The sequence below is a fragment of the Acinetobacter sp. S40 genome, assembly GCF_016624705.1.
Taxonomy (GTDB): domain Bacteria; phylum Pseudomonadota; class Gammaproteobacteria; order Pseudomonadales; family Moraxellaceae; genus Acinetobacter.
In genome coordinates, this window is the sequence record NZ_JACVTU010000011.1 from 43,011 (window position 1) to 63,107 (window position 20,097).

Here is a 20,097-nt window from a genome sequence, read left to right on the forward strand (position 1 = left end):
AACATGGACCCACGTAGTGAAGTGGTGTTACGCCAACAACAATTTTTATCTGGTCGGGTACTACTGATTAATGCGCCTGCTGATCGTCTGAGTCAGGAACTCCCTAAAGCATTAGATGTTTCTATCTGGACATGGAACTTTGCTGATCATCAATATTTTCAACAGCAGCAATTTGATACGCATTTCTCAGTAGAATTTCCAAAGACTTCAATCGATCAAGTCGTTATTTTTGTGCCGAAATCGAAAGAATTACTAAGCTATATTTTGCATGTTGTGACAAGCCACCTAAATAAAGGACAATCCATTTTTTTAGTCGGTGAGAAAAAAGGTGGTGTGGAACGTGCAGCTAAACAGCTACAAGCTTTAGGTAAAACCCTAAAACTTGATAGCGCTCGACACTGTCAGCTATGGCAATGTATTTTGCAAAAAACTGAAACGCTGAAGCCACTGCAAAACTGGGTAAAAACCTATACCGTACAAGTAAACCAGACTGAACTTCAGATCTGCGCTCTACCCGGCGTGTTCAGTCAAAATCATTTAGATGTTGGAACCGCCATTCTTTTACCTTATCTAAATAATATAAAATCGGGTAAACTTGCCGACTTTGGTTGCGGTGCAGGTGTAATTAGCGCGTATTTGGCAAAATTAAATAGCAAAAATGAAATTTATGCGCTAGATGTTGATGCCTTTGCACTATGCTCCACTGAAATGACATTTCATCGAAATGGACTTAATTTAGAACAGCTTCATATTCAGGCAGTCACGGGGATTCATGATGCACCCCCTCAACTAGATGCAATTGTCAGCAACCCTCCTTTTCATCAGGGAATTCATACTGACTATGCCGCCAGTGAAGGTCTATGCAAGCAAGCCAAACAGCATTTGACCATAAATGGTGAATTGTGGATTGTGGCGAACCGTTTTTTAAATTATGCCCTTTTGATAGAACAACAATTTGGTCGCTGCAACATCCTTGCAGATCAACAAGGATTCAAAGTGCTCTATGCCCAAGCATCCCAATGACTAAGGAATTTTCATGAGTGAAACGATTCAACCTGAAAAGCTTCAGCGAAAGCTGGGTGCTCGTCATTTAAATATGATCGCTATTGGCGGTTCCATCGGTACCGGCTTATTTCTTGCTTCAGGTTCAACTATTGCCAATGCTGGGCCAGGCGGAGCTCTGCTTGCCTATGCACTAATTGGCGTAATGATTTACTTCCTAATGACCAGCTTGGGCGAGTTGGCAACTCATAATCCAACTTCGGGTGCATTTTTTACCTACGGTAGCCGTTACGTCGAAGATGGTTTTGGTTTTGCATTAGGCTGGAACTATTGGTACAACTGGGCTATTACTGTTGCCTTTGAATTGGTTGCGGTCCAGCTCATTATGAAATTCTGGTTTCCAGACTTACCGGGTTTTTATTGGAGTGCCATTTTTCTGGTTGTGATTTTTGCAATCAATGCTATGACGGTGAAGGGCTTTGGAGAAAGTGAGTTCTGGTTTTCCATGGTCAAAGTCGTTGCCATCATTGCCTTTATCATTATTGGTTTTTCCATGATCATCAAAATTATGATGACGCCTGGCATGGCTACTTTTGGTAATTGGACATATAAAGATGCACCTTTTGTTGGCGGATTACAGGCCATGATTGGCGTTGCCATGATTGCAGGATTCTCTTTTCAAGGCACTGAAATGGTTGGCGTTGCAGCAGGTGAATCTAAAGACCCGAAACGCACTATTCCACTTGCCATTAAACAGATTTTCTGGCGGATTTTACTGTTTTATATCGTATGTATTTTTATCATTGGTACATTAATTACCTATGATGATCCACGTCTGTTACAAGCAGCGTCTAGTAGTGATATTGCCCTTTCTCCTTTTACCTTGCTCTATGAAAAGGTGGGTTTTGCCTTTGCCGCAAGTCTGATGAATGCCGTGATTTTAACTGCTATTTTATCGGCAGGTAATTCAGGCATGTATTCTTCAACCCGAATGCTGTTTGACATGGCTCGTGAAGGTCGCGCACCAAAATGGTTCTCAAAATTGGATCCACGCGGTGTACCTATGAATGCGCTTTATGCCACAACAGCCATTGCGGCGTTATGCTTCCTGACCACATTTATTGGAGAGCAGGCAGTATTTAACTGGCTGTTAAATATGTCGGGCATGTGTGGGTTTATTGTTTGGCTTGGCATTGCCATTTCACACTATCGTTTTCGCAAAGGTTATCTGGCTCAAGGTCATAGACTTGAAGATCTGGCATATCGAGCCAAATTCTTTCCCTTTGCGCCATGGTTTGCTTTTATTTTATGTTCGATTATTATTTTGGGACAAAACTACCAAGCTGTTTTAGGTGGCAAAATTGATTGGGTGGGTTTACTTTCCACTTATATCAGTATTCCTCTTTTTCTGGTGATTTGGCTAAGCTATAAATGGAAACATAAAACCAAACTGGTGCCCTATCATGAAATGAATCTCAAACCAGATCAGGATTAATTTTTTCACTGTGTAGGCCATTGTTCAATTCCTTGATTTTGAGTAGCTTGACTTTTAAAAAGAAAGGATTATGATGACGATCAAGATTCAACCATTGACGCAGCTTTAATTGAAACTGCCATTTTATAGGAGTAACAACATGCCAGCTTTACAGGATAACTACTACTAATCATTGGCACGTTGTCAGCTCACGGACAAGTATCAATGATGACTTGTCCGAATGCACATAAACCTAGCATTCGCTAGGTTTTTTTATGCCTGTTCGGACAGATTTAAACAATGAAACGGACAGATTGTATGAGCATACAAAAAATTTTAAATGCAGATGCAGCTTATGGGGTGCCAGTCAAAATCTTCACCCAAGATATAGATAATGACAGTATTGAACAACTTCATAAAATGGCGCAATTGCAATTTATTCATTCCCACATCGCAGTCATGCCAGATGTGCATGTCGGGAAAGGGGCAACCGTTGGTAGTGTCATTCCAACCAAAAATGCGATTATTCCTGCTGCGGTAGGCGTAGATATCGGTTGCGGGATGAACGCAATTCGCTTAAATCTAAAAAGTAGTCAACTTCCGGACAACCTTTCAGCTTTACGCAATGCCATTGAACGCAAAGTACCTGTGGGCTTTGATCTACATAAGCAGGTGAAAGCCAAAGCGTCTACCCTAACGCCTCTCGACAAAGGGCTAAAACCTATTATTACCAAACATTCTGGTTTAGTTCGAATGTTACGAAAGTTTGATATGACTTGGCAAAAGCAATTAGGAACTTTGGGCGGTGGTAACCACTTTATTGAACTCTGTCTGGATGAAAATCAGGATATCTGGATCATGTTGCATTCAGGCAGTCGTGGTCTGGGGAATGTCATTGGGACTTATTTTATTGAGCTAGCCAAAAAAGAAGCGCAAGATCGTTTTGGTCATGTTCCAGATAAAGACTTAAGTTACTTTGCAGAAGGGTCAACCAGCTTTGATGATTATGTGGAAGCCGTGGAATGGGCACAGGCTTATGCTTATGAAAACCGTCGCGAGATGATGCGTTTAATTTTAGAAGCAATTCGCCCCTTATTACCACCATTTCAACTGACCAAAGAAGCCATTAATTGCCACCATAATTATGTTAGTTATGAACAACATGATGGCGAAAACTTATTCATTACCCGCAAAGGTGCTATTCGTGCGGGTGAAGGTGAACTTGGAATCATTCCAGGTTCTATGGGGGCTTGCTCTTATATCGTTCGCGGCAAAGGAAATCCGGAATCCTTTTGCTCCTGCTCACATGGCGCTGGACGTAAAATGAGCCGTAATAAAGCCAAACATTTGTTTAATCAACAAGATCTGATTGAACAAACTCAAGGGATTGAATGCCGTAAAGACGCAGGCGTTATTGATGAAATTCCAGCAGCGTATAAGAACATTGACCAAGTCATGGCTAATCAGACTGATTTGGTTGAAGTGGTACATACGCTTAAACAAGTCCTTTGTATTAAAGGATAATTTAACCCAGAGGTCATAAATGAAACTCGCTAAGTTACCTAACGTAAAAATCAGAAATCAGGTTGCTTTATCACCTTTGATGCATAAAGGTGGGATGCACGAAACGGAAAAGCCTAAAGCACAACATCGACGTGAACGGCAACAAACCAAGCAGATGTTAAAGTCGACAACTTGGGATAAATAAATTCATATCAATTGATTCTTAGGAGCACATCATGAAAAAAACCATCATCAGATCTCATTATTTGGCCTTAATCCTCACACATAAAACAAACCCCAGTTATTTGAACTGGGGTTTGTTCTTTAGAGCATGTTAGATTATAAAATCCCTAAACTTTTTTGAATATTTTCCAAATTAGGCACATGAAAGTGTTGATCTGCAATTTTTACCTGCTTAAATACCATGGGATTGGATTCAACATTTTCCTCATCGACCACTTCTGAGATACGCAAGCGAATGGATTGCGGCATGTTATTACACATCAAAGCAAACCGTTGCGCTACATCATCACCTTCAATTACCAATGCCACACCATCTGTTGCTGTCGGATGAGTAACAGCATAAACAGGTAGTTTTAAATCATGCCATTCAATTGACTGCGCATCTGCTTTGGTATCCAGAGCAGAGAGTACAATATTTTGCGGTAATAGCATTGGCACCCGATCATGACACTCAATAATATACGCATCAATAAATCCAGTTGAAACTGTAATTAAATGCTGAAGTTCCTGTTGATCAATCTGTGTCACTACAGTTTTATCTGAGCTCATCAGTAACTCCCTGAACGTGTTTCGAGTAAATCTTCAATATTGGCCAGTAACTCAGCTTCCTGGAAAGGTTTACCCATGTAATGACTCACTCCCAATGACAAGGCGCGCTCACGATGTTTTTCACCTGTACGAGATGTAATCATGATAATTGGCATGTCTTGATGTAATTCATGATGACGTACAAGATTTGTGACCTCAAAACCATCCATACGCGGCATTTCAATATCCAGCAACATCAAATCTGGTTTGACATTTTCAAGCTGCTCCATGGCATCAACACCATCTTTAGCAGTGACTACATCAAAGCCCTGACGTTCCAATAAGCGCGAGGTAACTTTGCGTACCGTTACAGAGTCATCAACTATCATGACTAGACGACGCTCATCGGTATGCCGTGTTTTTTCTCTACCCTCAATAAGCTGTTTATTACGCTGTGTCGCCTGAATCTGCCGCGCAATATTTTGCCCATCTAGAATCAGACAGACATGACCGTCACCTAGAATCGTCGCGCCTGCCACAGTTCCAATACTTGCAAATTGCTGACCTATCGGTTTCACCACAATTTGCGCCCGTGAACCAACTAATTGATCGACCAGTAAAGCGATGGTCTGCCCATGCGCACCTTTGACCAATAATACGGGTAGTGAATGTGCAACACCTGAAAGCTTTGGAACAGGTTGGTTAGCTACGAACTCAGCCAGATAGCGTAAGCGATATGGTGTGTTATCAATATTAAAATAGTCATCCTGTCCATTAAAATACTGCTCTAAAGTTGAAGGTGCAATCCGTACAATTCGATCAATCTGAGCCAAAGGCAAGGCAAATTGTTGATCGCCGACTTTCACCATTAAGGCATCACTCACCGCTACAGTGGTTGGAACGCGAATGGTAAAGGTAGTTCCTGAACCAAGTTTAGACTCAACACTGACATGGCCACCTAAGGCTTTAATCCCACTTTGCACCACATCTAGCCCAACACCACGACCTGAAATCTGAGTGACTGCAGTGGCTGTACTAAAACCTGGGTGGAAAATATATTGCAAAATTTCCTGTGCATCGAGTTTTTGATCTGCGGTCATCAAGCCATTTTGTAAAGCTTTGGCTTTGATTTTCTCAACTTCAATTCCTTTACCATCATCGCTAAAACTAACCAGAACGTCGGTTCCTTGACGGCTAATATTTAGTTCAATTCGACCAGTTTCTGGTTTACCCAGCTTCAAACGTTCGTCACGATCTTCCAAACCATGATCGACTGCGTTACGCAGCATATGTTCAAGTGGTGTCACCAAACGCTCTAAAATAGTGCGATCCAATTCACCTTCCGTATTTTGCACAACTAATTCAGCAGGACGATTTAGAGTCGTTGCAGTCTGACGGACAATACGCTGTAATCGCGGTAATAACCGAGAGAAAGGGACCAGTCGGGTACGCATTAGGCTTTCCTGAATTTCAGCCTGAATACGTGACTGTTGTAACAACAGGCCTTCGGTATCACGAATTTTGTCGGATAACGTGGTTTTAAAATCCACCAGATCCGATGCAGATTCGGCAAGCGACTTCGACAATTGATTCAGAGATGAATATTGATCCATTTCTAAAGGATCAAAGTCGGTATAACGCGAGTTTTCTGTACCATGCTTGGCAATGATCTGACTTTCCAACTCACCTTCCATTCGACGTAGCTGATCTGCTAGACGCTGAATAGCAAGTTCCATTTCCACCAATGTATTGCCCAACTGCCCCAGATCCATTTCAATACGGGAACGGTTAATGGCATTTTCACCAGAGAGGTTAATCATTTTTTCAATCAGATCCGCAGAAACACGGATCATTTCATTTGAGTCATCAACCTGAACAGTATTGTCCCACTCACCTAGCATGGATGGCGGTTCTGTGCCATCACCCTGTACAAATTCCATAACCTGTTCTTGCGAGAATAAATCCGCTCGAGCCAGCTTGCTTGGAATTTGCGCATTGGTATCAACGAACTCAAGACGTTCCAGCGTATGTTTTAAACCATCGTAATTATTGTAAGAACGTTCAAAAATGGCTTGTTTCAACCAGGTAAATGCAGTCAATAACAAATGGTCATAAGCATTTGAACTAAAGTTTTTAACACCAAATTGCTCAAATGCATTTTCCAGATGCGAAGCAATGACAGCCACAGGTTCTAATTCTGCCATACGTGCACCGCCCTTCAGGCTATGTACAGTACGCTGTAACTGGAGCAAAACGCTACGATTAGCACGGTCATCAAACCAGCGTTGCAGTAATTGATGCGCAGTTTCAAGTAATTCTTCGGCTTCTTCATAGAATGTCGCTTCGACCAAAGACTGAACATCATCCAGATCAGAATCTTGAGGGTATGCAACAATCTCTTCTACATCTGCATCAGAATTTGAACTATGTTGCTGCTCATTATTTTCATCGTTCGATACAATTGAAACAGAATCCAATACTTGTTCATCAAGCGCTACAGATTCCGACTCATCCACCAGCGCAGATTCCGCAATAAATGTGGACTCAATTACATCAGTGGCTGATTCCTCAACAAAAACTTTATTTTGTGTCTCTAAAATTTGATCTTCAAACGCAATTTCATCTGTTTCAATCTCAGTGATTGCAGCAGGCTCCGATTGCTGTGGCACACCTTGTAAAACTTGTTCAATGTTCTGAAGTAACTCAAGCACTTCAGTTGCAGGGTAATCGACAGCTTGATCACGTAAAGTTTGAATACGATCGGCGATATCGTCCTGTACCAGACGAATAATCTGGATTAAATTGGCAGATGAATGTATTTGCCCATTAATCAATCGCTCATAAATCGTTTCTAATTCATGCGCAATTAAACCCATATGCGTCGCCTGAACCATATTTGCCCCACCTTTTAAGGTATGCAAATAACGCATCAGATTATTTAGCGCCGAAGTATTACTTTGTTGCTGAGACCAAGTATTTAAGTCCGCATCAATACCTACTAACAATTCATCTGCTTCTTCAAGAAAGATATCCAGAAGGTCTGCATCAAAATTACGATTGGCCTGTTCAGCATCGATGTACTGATGATCCTGTCGAATACGCGCAGAAATTTGAGACAAATCAAATGGTGAAGTAACTGGCTCTAAGGTTGGTATTTGCTCAACTGGTTCAATTTGCTGTTCAGGATTTGAAACAGACTCTCCTTCAATTTCAGCAAGAGTAGTTTCTATGTCTTGTTGAACAAAATCCTGCAATTCATTAAGAATGCTTTGTTGCTCTTGTCCCAGGCTTACACGTTGCCCTGCTGCCAAAATATCAAATAAATGAATGACCTGCTGATGTGCTTGTCCAAAAATATCAAAGGCGAAATCAATATTCAGTAAAGCTGGTTTTTGCAATAGCGCCTCATACGCGGGTCTCAATTGCAATAAATAGTCATGTACGCCCTGCGAAGCACGATTAGGAGTATGTTCAATTAAAGACACTGCTTCATGAAGCAATTGTTGAATATAAGCTGGGAATTCATGTTTGGCACGTTTTTCAAACTCATAATCTGCATTGAGTAAATTTTCAATCTCTAGTTGCAATAACGAGGTCACTACACCTTGCGGATGCTGTGCTTCATGGGCAATTTCTTCGATATTAAAGCCATAATTCTCCCACGCCTGATTAAATTTCTGATCAATTTTATCAAGCTGTTGCTGAGAACCTTGCTGATGTAACGTATGTAAATAATCACGAACGAACTCAGCATAATGCGTAAGTAAGGCCGTTTCATTAGAAGTAGATTCGAGCTCATCCTGCATAAGTGTTTTAAACAGGGTTTCAACTTTACTACTCGCGTCAAATACTTGCTGAATATGGGCCATTGATGAACTGCCCCGCAAAGTATGCAAGGCACGAATCAACTGATTATAGCTTTGATCAGTTGGCGCATCCTGCTGCAAAAAAGCATCCACTGTTTGTAAATGTTCTTCTGCTTCTTCAAGGAAAATCGCCAAGGTTTCTTTAATCAAACCGTCATCAGTAGCAACAATCTCAGTATTTTGATCTGCATCAATCGCAGGCACGAATTCAACTGGACTTTCAGCGGCTGTCGCCTGTTCTTCCTGAATTTCCAGTCCTGTCGTAACAGCTGAAGTATTCAACTGTTCAGCTAAAATGAGCAATTCTTCCAAAGCAGGTTCAACACCCTGTTGCTGTTGTAATTGCTGCCCTAATAGAATCAAAGGACGAATATCTAGTGCATGCGCCTGTACATTTTTAAAATCATCATAAAATTTAAAGCGATAGAGATTAAACGCTGTTTGAACATAGCGCTGTAAATCTGAGTTTAATGGTAATGTTGTCGCAATAATTCGATTCAGCGTTTCTTCTACTGTCCACGCCAACTCACTAGATGACTTTGCTCCCACCATACGTCCAGACCCTTTAAGGGTATGAAAATGACGGCGAACTTCTACTAAAAGTTTGTGTTCATTGGGCTGAACTAGCCACTGTGGAATAAGTTGGTCCAATTCTTGAAAAATTTCTTCTAGTTCTTCAATAAAAATTTCAAGAATTTCGGCATCCTGATCAAGATAACTATCTTCAGGCAAGCTTATTGTTTCAACAAAATGTTTTAATATTTCTTTCATAACGAAGGCTTCTTTCGTTTATCCACCCTTGATGGTGAAACTTGATCTACCACCATCACGCAAGTGACTTCCTTCTCAAGAAGCCATCTTGACGATGCATTTTTAATTTAGGGCAGTCCAAAGTCTGCCCTAAAATGTTATTTAAAGCTTAGTCCGGCAGTTTAAAGTCTGATACAGACTCACGTAATGACTCTGCCATATTGGCTAGTTCAGAAACTGAACGCGCTGTATCAAAGGTTGCTGTCGTTGTTTGCGAAGTAATTTCCTGTACAACATTCATGGTATTAGCAATATGGCTCGCAGATGCAGACTGAAGTTTTGCAGCATTGGAAATGTTTGCAATCAGTTTTGCCAAATTGCTGGATACGCTTTGAATCTCGTCCAGCGCCACGCCCGCATCTTTCGCCAAGTTAGCTCCACGCACAACCTCAGATGTCGTTTGCTCCATTGAAATAACCGCTTCATTGGTATCTGTCTGAATGGTTTTAACCAGACCTTCAATCTGCTTGGTTGCAGAAGCCGAACGTTCTGCTAGACGCTGTACTTCATCGGCGACCACGGCAAAACCACGACCAGCTTCGCCCGCCATCGATGCTTGAATCGCAGCATTCAATGCCAGAATGTTGGTTTGGTCAGCAATATCGTTAATCAGTGAGACAATATTTCCAATTTCCTGAGACGACTCACCCAAACGTTTAATCCGTTTAGACGTTTCCTGAATCTGTTCACGAATGGTATCCATCCCGACAATAGAACGGTTTACAACATCGGCGCCATTGGATGCAATTTGTACCGAACGCTCAGCAACCTCAGCAGACTCAGCCGCGTTGGCAGATACCTGATCGATCGACACCGCCATTTCGTTAATCGCGGCAGAAGCACCTGCAATTTCCTGTGCCTGATGTTCAGATGCCTCAGCCAACTGATTGGTAATGGTTTGAGTATCCTGTGTATAACGTGCCACTTCCTGAGAAGTATCGGTAATACGCGAAACCAGATCGCGTAACTGATCAATCGCAAAGTTGATCGAGTCAGCAATTGCTCCAGTAAAGTCTTCTGATACTGTTGCATACGAACGTAAGTCACCATCCGCCAAATCTGCAATTTCATCCAATAAACGTAAAATCGCATTCTGGTTACGGTCATACTCATCCTGTAAACGCGTTACACGGGTTTTATCCATTGCACTACGCAAAGACAAGAGTTTCAGAATGGTATAAGTAAAACCACCTAGGAATAACAGTAATAAAACTGCTGGAATAATACTTGACCAGCCAGAATCTGCCTTGTCTGAAAGGTTATTCAAGGATTTCAGCATCTCATCTGATTGAGAGAAAATCTGTGAAGACGCTTGACGGACTTTAACAATCTGATTGGCATTTTTAAATACTGTAGATGCAGCAGTTTTTAATACTTCATCATATTCAGATTTAATGCTTTCGACTGATTCACGTAAGGTTGCATCACCAATACGCTCTACACCTAAATCTGTGCTGCCATTTAACTGCGCGTTAAGATAAGCACCAAAGGTTTCAATATCCGCACTGAAATCGTCGGCTGATGCACGGGCATTTTCAGTGCCAACCAACACAGAACCAATCGAACGAAGAATACGTTCTGCAATGAATACTTGGTTTTTAGCAATTACTACCTGACTACTTGGCATATTTAGACGTGCCATTTGGTCAACCATCAGGTTGTATTCAGCCTGAATCCCTGGAATTGACTCACCAATTGCAATATTGGTGTCGTATAGTTGATTGATAAGTTTTTGTTGCGAGGTAATCAACTCTACATTGGTGGATACATTTTTCCAGAGTTGATCAACCTTTTTATATTCCTCTGAAGATGTTCCGTAAATATCTTGGACATTTTCCAGATTTTGCGCGAATTGTTCTTGCGATTTTTTCAGATTAGCAATCATATCAGGTGAGCCAGAAGCAGTTGCATCTGTTGCCTGACGTGGAATAGTTTGTGACAATAAACGTAATTGCCCCAGACTACGTGTCAATTCATTGTTACGCGGTACGCTATAAAACAAGTAAATCAGCGTAAGGATTGCCAGAAATAAAAAGATAATGGCAGCATAAATGATTGGTTTAGATTTTTCACTTTCCCCAAATAGACGTGAAAATTGATCAATCTGAGCCTGTATTTTCGCAAAAAATGCAGAACCGTTTTTCTTAACCGCACTTTCAGCTGTGTTTTTCTTTTTTAGTTTAAAGCCCATGCAGCTTCTCTCCTGAATACGCGTTTTGACTTGATTGCGTAGGAATTTAATTTATAAATCTTGCTGAAGCATTCATATACTGTGGATTTTTCAGCAGCTGACTAAACAAAAAGACATGCCAACGCTGGTTATGCTGATAAAAATAACCTTGACAGTAATCTTTTAATTTTTGATCCAGCTCATCACTTTTAGAAAAAAAACTGCGCTTGTTAAAGTGCTGAATCCCAAGAACCTGATCCACAACCAAACCGACATAATGGTCATTGTGACTGATACATAACACTTTTTGAGTAGGCGAAAACTGAGAACGTTGTCCAGACACAAAATGTGTTAAATCAGAAACTGAGAGCAGTCTCCCCCGAATATTAGCCAACCCCCTCACCCAGACTTGTGCGTTGGGTACGGGTGTATATTTAGGGGGATAAATCACTTCTGTGACTTCTCCCAAAGGCGCAACAAAATATTGTCCCATCATCTCAAAGGCAATACCTGACCATCGGTTTACTTCGTTTTGATTGGAGGCGTAGCTTCGATTGCCACGTTTTGCCAATCGAAGCAATTCGATAAATCCATTTGCTGCCATAGTGACTATCCTAGATTGAGATTTTGCTGAATCACTTCTATCAATTTACTTTCATCAATCGGCTTGGTCAGATAGTCTCTAGCACCCTGACGTTTTCCCCATACACGATCTGTTGCCTGATCTTTAGTACTTACAATCACCACTGGAATATGTTTGGTATTATCACCACGGCTAATTTCGCGAGTCGCTTGAAAACCATTTACCCCAGGCATTACGACATCCATAAGAACCAGATCAGGCTGCTCTGCCTGTGCCATGGTCACACCATCTGCACCGTTGGATGCTTCAATAACCTCAAAACCGTGTTTTGTTAATATTTCTCTAAATCGAAATGTTTCAGTTGGCGAGTCATCTACAATTAAAATACGTGCCATTTTATTCCCCAACGTTTTCTTTAATTTATGTGTTTACGTGATTTCGAATAGCGTTTAATAATTCATCTTTACTAAAAGGTTTGGTTAAATATTCATCGGAACCCACAATACGGCCTTTGGCTTGATCGAATAAACCATCCTTACTCGACAGCATAATTACAGGGATATTCTGATAGTTCTGTGAATTCTTAATTAAGGCACAGGTTTGATAACCATCTAGGCGCGGCATCATGATATCTACAAAGACAATATCAGGATTTGCCTCAGCAATTTTTGATAATGCTTCAAAGCCATCAACCGCAGTAATGACCTCACATCCTTCACGTTGCAGTAAAGTTTCGGCCGTGCGACGAATGGTTTTTGAATCATCAATTACCATGACTTTAAGGTTTTGAAATTTTTCTTCCATTTAGTGACCCTTTCCCCATTTATTCAATGCAGACAATAACTGAAAATGATTATAGCCGATCATAGGGGCTTTCATTGTTTTTACAGATTATGACCTTTTTTAACATATAATTACTTGCGTTTTCAATGAAGGTTTTTTGATGTTCAAACACACTTTCCACGAATATCTCCAAACCAATCACACTTTAAAACGACTTATGATTTTTTTTTGAGTTATTCCTATTTTTAATTGGATAATTTACAACTAATATAACGATATTATTATTTAAAAATAAGTAATTTAGTCGACTTTAATTTGGGGAAGGGCATGAACAGTCGAATGAGATCTCGAAAGCTGCTGGAACGATCCAAACAGATGACTCGTCGTTCCATTATTGCATTCGGACTACTTCTGTGGATGTCTTTTGTTTACGCGGCCAATGCACAACCTCGCGCCGTTTGGTATCGCTACTACGATCAAAAAGGTATTGCCAATATCAGCAGTTCTGTAACACCTGCCCATATCCGTTATGGCTATGAAGCTTTAGACAGTAATATGCAGGTGATTCGCAGAAATAAGCCCTACAATGCCGAAGCAGATTTACGCCAGTCGAGCCAACGAGAAGCCCAAGCTCGTCAAAGAGAGCAAGATTTAAAACTCAAACGTGCCTATGGAAATGTAGCAATCGCAACTGAAAAGCAAAATCAGGCATTGTTAGCCATAAAAAAACAAATCATGTCACAGCAAGATCAGTTGAAACAATTGCAAAGTGACCGGATTATGTTTAAACGTCAAGAAATGGAATATTTACGCAAAGGTGAGAGTAGTCTTCCACAGCGTCTAAAAGATCAGCTTGATCAGAATGAACAGAATATGAGTAATATCAAAAAGAATATCTCAAGTCTGCAAACTAGCTATCGTACAACACAGGAACATTATTCCAACATTATTGAGCGCTTAAAAGCACTGGAATAATCGTTATAATCCTGACACCAAATAAAACAACGAATGTCATTAATTTAAGGATGGGTAGGCATGCGCAAAGTGTCACGCACTACGTTTTATATTCCTGTACTATGTTTAATTAGCTTTAGCTTTGTTTTAACAGCTTGTAATCGCTCTACATCTACCTCAGAAACCGCACAGCCCCACTCCCCTGAGACGATTGATGTTATTCAACAAGATCTAGTTGAAGTCTCGACTGGCATGCTTGAACGTAAAACGGCCTTTACAGGCACTATTCGTGCTACCCAGCAAAGCTCGATTCAGGCACAGGTTTCCGCCACAGCAACTCAAGTCAATGCCGATGTAGGACAGCGGGTCAAAAAAGACCAAGTTTTAGTGCGCTTAAACAATCAGGATAATGCTGCGCGTTTAGCACAAGCACAAGCCAATTTGGCATCTGCTCAGGCTCAAGCTGAACTATCACATAATCTAATGCAACGTAAAAAAAGACTTTTAGATCAGGGTTTTATTTCACGTGTTGAATATGAACAAAGCCAGGTGGATTACAAAGCCCAGCTCGAAACAGTAAATGCACAAAAGGCAAATTTAAATATTGCCCAGAAAGCCGATCAGGATGGCATTATTCGTAGCCCTCTTGATGGAATCATTACTAAACGTGAGGTAGAACCTGGTCAAACAGTTTCAGCAGGCCAAACATTATTTGAAATCGTCAATCCTGAACAATTAGAAATTCAGGCCAAACTGCCTCTAGAGCAACAATCTGCATTACGAATCGGCCAAAAGATTCAATACACCATTCAGGGGAATCAAACTCCTCACAATGCGGTTTTAACTCGTGTTTCACCCGTAGCGGATCAAGTCAGTCGGCAAATAGAATTTTTTGCCAAACCGAGTGAAGCTATTAACTCACTCAGTATCGGTGCTTTTATAGAAGGTTTTATCTTGAATCAAGATCAGATTCAGGGACAAATCATTCCATTGGATAGCGTTCAAAGTATCGACCATGCCCCTTATGTATGGGTGGTTCGCCAGCAAAAACTCCGTAAAATCAATATTCAAGTATTAGAAAAACGCTTTGCTGAGAATAAAGCAATCGTTTCAGGTCTACAAAATAATGATGCAATTAGTCGGATTAAATTTGATAATGCCGATGAAAATAAATCCGTGATCTTTTCAAATTCAGATCAAAACGCATTTGCCAAAGATAAATAAAAGAATGATTTTTCAGGATTAAATAGATATGTGGTTTACCCGAATTAGTGTCAAATACCCCGTCTTTACCATCATGATGATGATTTGTCTGATGGTTTTGGGTTTGGCATCATGGCAACGTATGGGGGTAGAAGAATTTCCTGATGTCGATTTTCCTTTTGTTGTGGTGTACACCAATTATCCTGGCGCGTCGCCTGAAGCAGTCGAATCTGAAATTACAAAAAAACTCGAAGATCAGATCAATACGATATCTGGACTAAAACAAATTACTTCGCAATCCAGTGAAGGATTGTCGATGATTATTGCTGAATTTAATTTGGATGTTCCCTCTAGCGTAGCAGCGCAGGATGTTCGCGATAAAATTGCAGTAGTCAAGTCAGATTTTCGTGATGAAATAGAAGATCCCGTTGTGGAACGCTATGACCCTGCCAGTAATGCGATTATGTCAGTGGTATTTGAATCAGGTTCTATGTCATTGCGTGATTTTAGCTCTTATCTGGATCAACGGATTTTACCTCAACTCAGAACGGTGCCGGGCGTTGGAACCGTTAATTTACTGGGTGATGCCAAACGTCAAATTCGTATTGAAATTAATCCGCAACAATTACAAAGCTATGGTATTGGTATTGATCAGGTGATTAATACCTTAAAAAATGAAAATGTGGAAATTCCCGGCGGATCACTTAAACAACCTGACTCTGAACTGGTTATCGAAATTCAATCCAAAGTGATTTATCCACACGGATTTGGTGATTTAGTGGTGGCCAATAAAAATGGATCGCCGATTTATCTTAAACAGATTGCAAAAGTAGAAGACAGTCAGGCCGAGTTAGAAACAGGTGCTTATCTGAATGGAAAGCCAGCCGTGGCTGTTGATATTTTGCGAAGCTCTGATGCTAACGTCATTCAGGTGGTAGATAACACATATAAAGTGTTAGATAAAATTAAGTCCCAGCTCCCTCAGGGCGCAAGTTTAAATGTGGTGGTCGATAGTTCAAAAGGGATTCGCGCTTCGATTAAAGATGTAGCGCGTACCATTATTGAAGGCGCGTTACTGGCTGTTTTAATTGTTTTACTATTTTTAGGCTCTTTCCGTTCAACTGTCATTACAGGGTTGACCTTACCTATTGCTTTACTCGGAACCCTTACTTTTATCTGGGCTTTTGGTTTTAGCATCAACATGATGACACTGTTGGCATTATCGCTTTGTATTGGTTTACTCATTGATGATGCGATTGTAGTACGGGAGAATATTGTTCGTCATAGTGAAATGGGCAAAGACCATGTGACCGCTGCTTTAGACGGAACCAAAGAAATTGGATTGGCGGTTTTGGCAACCACGCTAACTATTGTTGCCGTGTTTTTACCTGTCGCGTTTATGGGTGGAATTATTGGCCGCTTTTTCTATCAGTTTGGGGTAACGGTAAGTACCGCAGTGCTCATTTCCATGTTTGTCAGTTTTACTCTAGATCCAATGCTATCAGCGCATTGGCAGGAGAAAAAAACCAACAAACCACCGAGTCGGATCAAACGCTTTTTTAATTGGATTTCTCAAAAGCTAGACAACTTAAGTCATGTCTATGAACACTTGCTCAAACTTGCTTTAAGATTTCGTTTTCTTACGCTTTTAATTGCGATTGCCTCTTTAATCGGAGCCCTAGGATTATCAAAGCTAATCGGTACTGAATTTGTGCCTACACCAGATAAAGGTGAAATCCGCATTAAGTTTGAAACAGCTGTTGATGCTTCCTTACCCTATACTCAAGCTAAACTGGATCAGGTTAATCATATTATTCGTCAGCACCCGCAGGTTAAATCTACCTATGGTGTCGTCAATGGCATTACTGACCGCGGTAAAAATCATGCCAGTTTAAGGGTAACCGTTACGCCTAGAAATGAACGTACTCAAAGTCTAACCGAATTAAATAATGAATTTCGTGAACGCTTAAAACGAGTGGCTGGTATCAGTGTTACTTCTGTTTCCTCAGCTGATGAAACAGTATCCGGAGGACAAAAGCCGATTATGATTTCCATAAAAGGCCCAGATCTGGATGAACTCCAACATATTTCTGATCGTTTTATGGCAGAAATGGAAAAAATCAAAGGCGTGGTTGATCTTGAAAGCTCATTGAAAGAACCTAAACCGACCTTGTCGATTCAAATTAATCGTGTTTTAGCAAGTGACCTCGGCCTTTCTGTCAATCAAATCGCCAATATTATTCGTCCGTTGATCGCGGGTGATGATGTAACGACATGGCAAGATGAACGCGGTGAAACTTATGATGTCAATTTACGACTGGCCGAACATAATCGTGCCTTACCCAGCGATCTGGAAAATCTCTATCTGACGTCCTCAAAAACGGATGCGAATGGACAACCAATTTTAGTGCCTTTTGCCAGCGTCGCGAAATTTGAGCAAACTTTGGGTGCATCACAAATCAATCGACGAGATCTTGCACGTGAAGTGCTGGTTCAAGCCAATACTTCTGGTCGTCCAGCAGGTGATATTGGTAAAGACATTGATCAATTACAAAAAAACTTTAAGCTTCCGGCTGGATATAGTTTTGATACACAAGGAGCCAATGCAGACATGGCTGAATCAGCCGGTTATGCATTGACCGCGATTACACTATCAATTGTGTTCATCTATATTGTTCTAGGTTCACAATTTAACAGCTTTATCCACCCTGCCGCGATTATGGCATCTTTGCCTTTATCGTTGATTGGGGTATTTCTGGCATTGTTTTTATTTCAAAGCACTATGAATCTGTTTTCCATTATTGGAATAATCATGTTAATGGGACTGGTCACTAAAAATGCCATTCTCTTGATTGACTTTATTAAAAAAGCAATGGAGCGCGGTGAAAGCCGTTATGATGCCATTATCCAGGCAGGTAAAACCCGTTTGCGCCCTATCTTAATGACGACCAGCGCCATGGTCATGGGGATGATTCCTCTGGCGTTGGGACTGGGTGAAGGCGGAGAGCAAAGTGCCCCAATGGCACATGCGGTCATTGGTGGAGTAATTACCTCTACGCTACTTACTCTTGTAGTCGTGCCCGTAATTTTTACTTATTTAGATGATTTGAAAAATTTCTTGTTGCGCCAAACCCGCAAATTAATGTCATAATCTGGTCTTTGTTCAATGAGGTGAAATATTCATCTCATTTTTTATCGTATAATCTTGTGTTTTTATCGTGCTCTGTTAAAGAGCCCATTTTTAGGACAGTTTCCATGCGCGCAAGCCGCTTTTTATTTGCAACGTTAAGAGAAACCCCAAATGATGCAGAAGTAATCTCGCATCAGCTCATGCTTCGAGCCGGGATGATTCGTAAATTGGCTTCAGGTTTATACACTTGGCTGCCGATGGGTGTACGTGTGTTAAATAAAGTTGAAGCGATTGTACGTGAAGAAATGAACCGTTCAGGCGCACTTGAAGTATTTATGCCCGTGACTCAACCTGCGAGTCTTTGGGAAGAATCAGGTCGTTATGTCCAATATGGTCCCGAACTTTTACGCTTTAAAGATCGTCATGACAATCCTTTTGTGCTTGGCCCAACACATGAAGAAGTAATTACTGATCTCGCGCGCAACGAACTTAAAAGTTATAAGCAGTTACCTGTTAATTTCTATCAGATCCAAACCAAGTTCCGTGATGAAATTCGTCCACGTTTCGGCGTGATGCGTTCGCGTGAATTCATCATGAAAGATGCTTATTCGTTTCATGTTGATCAGACTTCTTTGCAAGAAACCTATGACAATATGTATGACACTTATTGCCATATTTTCACACGATTAGGGCTAAATTTCCGTCCTGTACAAGCCGATACAGGTTCAATTGGTGGCTCAGGTTCGCATGAGTTTCATGTACTGGCCGATAGTGGCGAAGATGATATCGTATTTTCAACTGAATCGGATTACGCAGCAAATGTAGAAAAAGCCGAAGCTGTGCTCGTTGGAGAACGTGCTGCTCCAACACAAGCATTGACAATTGTGGACACACCGAATCAAAAAACTATTGCAGATGTTTGTGGGTTTTTAAAATCAGATCCTAAGCATTCGGTAAAAGCCTTGTTAGTACAAGGCAATGCCGATGAAAATGGCAAAGTGCCTGTGATTGCGCTATTTCTGCGTGGCGATCATGAGTTAAATGAAATTAAAGCGGAACATCATCCACGCATTGCAGCACCTTTAACTTTTGCCACTGAAGTTCAATTGCAAGAACTCGGTTTAACTGCTGGCTATGTGGGCCCACAAGGCTTAGTTGAAAAAGGTGTAACTGTCATTGTTGATCGTGCTGCTTCAGTGTTATCTGATTTTATTGCGGGTGCAAATGAAGCTGACAAACATGCTACAGGTGTAAACTGGCAACGTGATGCACAATTTAGCGAAGTCTATGACTTACGGAATGTGGTTGATGGCGATCCATCTCCAGATGGAAAAGGTGTGCTCCAAATCAAACGAGGCATCGAAGTTGGTCATATTTTCCAGTTAGGTCAAAAATATTCTGAAGCACTTAACTGTACCGTTTTGGGTGATGACGGTAAGCCACTCACTGTGACGATGGGGTGTTATGGAATTGGCGTAACACGTGTTGTAGCCTCGGCAATAGAACAAAACTACGATGATAAAGGCATTATCTGGCCTTCTGCTATCGCACCGTTTGAAATCGCAATCGTACCAATGAATGCGCATAAATCACCAAAAATGCTCGAAGCAGCAGAAGCACTTTATACGGAGTTACAAGCTCAAGGCTATGATGTACTGCTTGATGATCGCAATGAACGTCCTGGAGTTAAATTTTCGGATCTTGAATTGACAGGTATTCCACATCGTATTGTTATCGGTGAAAAAGGACTGGATGCAGGTACTTTTGAATATAAAGGTCGTACTGATGCTGAATCCGTTAACTTAACTAAAGAAGAATTACTAGCAAAATTAAAAGCTTAATCTTCAT

At 41.0% G+C, this 20,097-nt stretch carries 14 protein-coding genes; 8 read left to right on the plus strand and 6 right to left on the minus strand.

The genetic code is table 11. From position 1 onward, the window contains the following. Positions 1-3: 3 nt before the first annotated feature. From IAE19_RS12760 to IAE19_RS12775, 4 genes are all read left to right on the plus strand, one after another. Positions 4-1,023, plus strand: coding sequence for a methyltransferase (locus IAE19_RS12760; protein WP_200461299.1), 1,020 nt, complete (start codon positions 4-6; stop codon positions 1,021-1,023). Positions 1,024-1,036: 13 nt separating this feature from the next. Then, on the plus strand, positions 1,037-2,497 hold the full coding sequence (locus IAE19_RS12765) for an amino acid permease (RefSeq protein WP_200461300.1): 1,461 nt from the start codon (positions 1,037-1,039) through the stop codon (positions 2,495-2,497). A 297-nt stretch (positions 2,498-2,794) separates the two neighbouring features. After that, entirely contained in the window at positions 2,795-4,000 is a 1,206-nt protein-coding gene (locus tag IAE19_RS12770; protein WP_200461301.1) for an RtcB family protein, read from the plus strand. Between the two features lie 19 nt (positions 4,001-4,019). Continuing rightward, a complete protein-coding gene (locus IAE19_RS12775; protein ID WP_200461302.1) occupies positions 4,020-4,184 on the plus strand; it encodes a hypothetical protein in 165 nt (54 codons plus the stop codon). A 134-nt stretch (positions 4,185-4,318) separates the two neighbouring features. On the opposite strand, the gene IAE19_RS12780 is transcribed toward IAE19_RS12775, so the two are convergent. The 6 genes from IAE19_RS12780 to pilG all read right to left on the minus strand — a co-directional run bounded on the left by IAE19_RS12780 (position 4,319) and on the right by pilG (position 12,983). Further along, positions 4,319-4,771 carry a hypothetical protein gene (locus IAE19_RS12780; RefSeq protein WP_200461303.1) on the minus strand — a complete coding sequence of 151 codons (453 nt, stop codon included), beginning with the start codon at positions 4,769-4,771 and terminating at the stop codon, positions 4,319-4,321. Next, the gene (locus IAE19_RS12785) at positions 4,771-9,387 is read right to left on the minus strand and encodes an Hpt domain-containing protein (protein WP_200461304.1); all 4,617 of its coding nucleotides are present in this window, start codon (positions 9,385-9,387) and stop codon (positions 4,771-4,773) included. The genes IAE19_RS12780 and IAE19_RS12785 overlap by 1 nt, the downstream gene beginning before the upstream one ends. Positions 9,388-9,535: 148 nt before the next feature. Beyond that, on the minus strand, positions 9,536-11,617 hold the full coding sequence (locus IAE19_RS12790) for a methyl-accepting chemotaxis protein (protein ID WP_200461305.1): 2,082 nt from the start codon (positions 11,615-11,617) through the stop codon (positions 9,536-9,538). A gap of 46 nt (positions 11,618-11,663) precedes the next feature. After that, a complete protein-coding gene (locus IAE19_RS12795; protein ID WP_120370903.1) occupies positions 11,664-12,200 on the minus strand; it encodes a chemotaxis protein CheW in 537 nt (178 codons plus the stop codon). A gap of 5 nt (positions 12,201-12,205) precedes the next feature. Continuing rightward, positions 12,206-12,574 carry a response regulator gene (locus tag IAE19_RS12800; protein ID WP_200461306.1) on the minus strand — a complete coding sequence of 123 codons (369 nt, stop codon included), beginning with the start codon at positions 12,572-12,574 and terminating at the stop codon, positions 12,206-12,208. 25 nt (positions 12,575-12,599) lie between these two features. After that, positions 12,600-12,983, minus strand: a complete 384-nt coding sequence (gene pilG / locus IAE19_RS12805; RefSeq protein ID WP_200461307.1) for a twitching motility response regulator PilG — start codon at positions 12,981-12,983, stop codon at positions 12,600-12,602. Positions 12,984-13,337: 354 nt separating this feature from the next. Here pilG and IAE19_RS12810 point away from each other — a divergent pair, with 354 nt between their 5' ends. From IAE19_RS12810 to IAE19_RS12825, 4 genes are all read left to right on the plus strand, one after another. After that, positions 13,338-13,937, plus strand: coding sequence for a hypothetical protein (locus IAE19_RS12810; RefSeq protein WP_200461347.1), 600 nt, complete (start codon positions 13,338-13,340; stop codon positions 13,935-13,937). A gap of 60 nt (positions 13,938-13,997) precedes the next feature. Continuing rightward, on the plus strand, positions 13,998-15,140 hold the full coding sequence (locus IAE19_RS12815; protein WP_200461308.1) for an efflux RND transporter periplasmic adaptor subunit: 1,143 nt from the start codon (positions 13,998-14,000) through the stop codon (positions 15,138-15,140). Between the two features lie 28 nt (positions 15,141-15,168). Next, the gene (locus tag IAE19_RS12820) at positions 15,169-18,270 is read left to right on the plus strand and encodes an efflux RND transporter permease subunit (protein WP_200461309.1); all 3,102 of its coding nucleotides are present in this window, start codon (positions 15,169-15,171) and stop codon (positions 18,268-18,270) included. A gap of 104 nt (positions 18,271-18,374) precedes the next feature. After that, positions 18,375-20,090 (plus strand): proline--tRNA ligase, encoded by a 1,716-nt coding sequence (locus tag IAE19_RS12825; protein WP_200461310.1) that lies wholly within the window; start codon positions 18,375-18,377, stop codon positions 20,088-20,090. Positions 20,091-20,097: the final 7 nt, after the last annotated feature.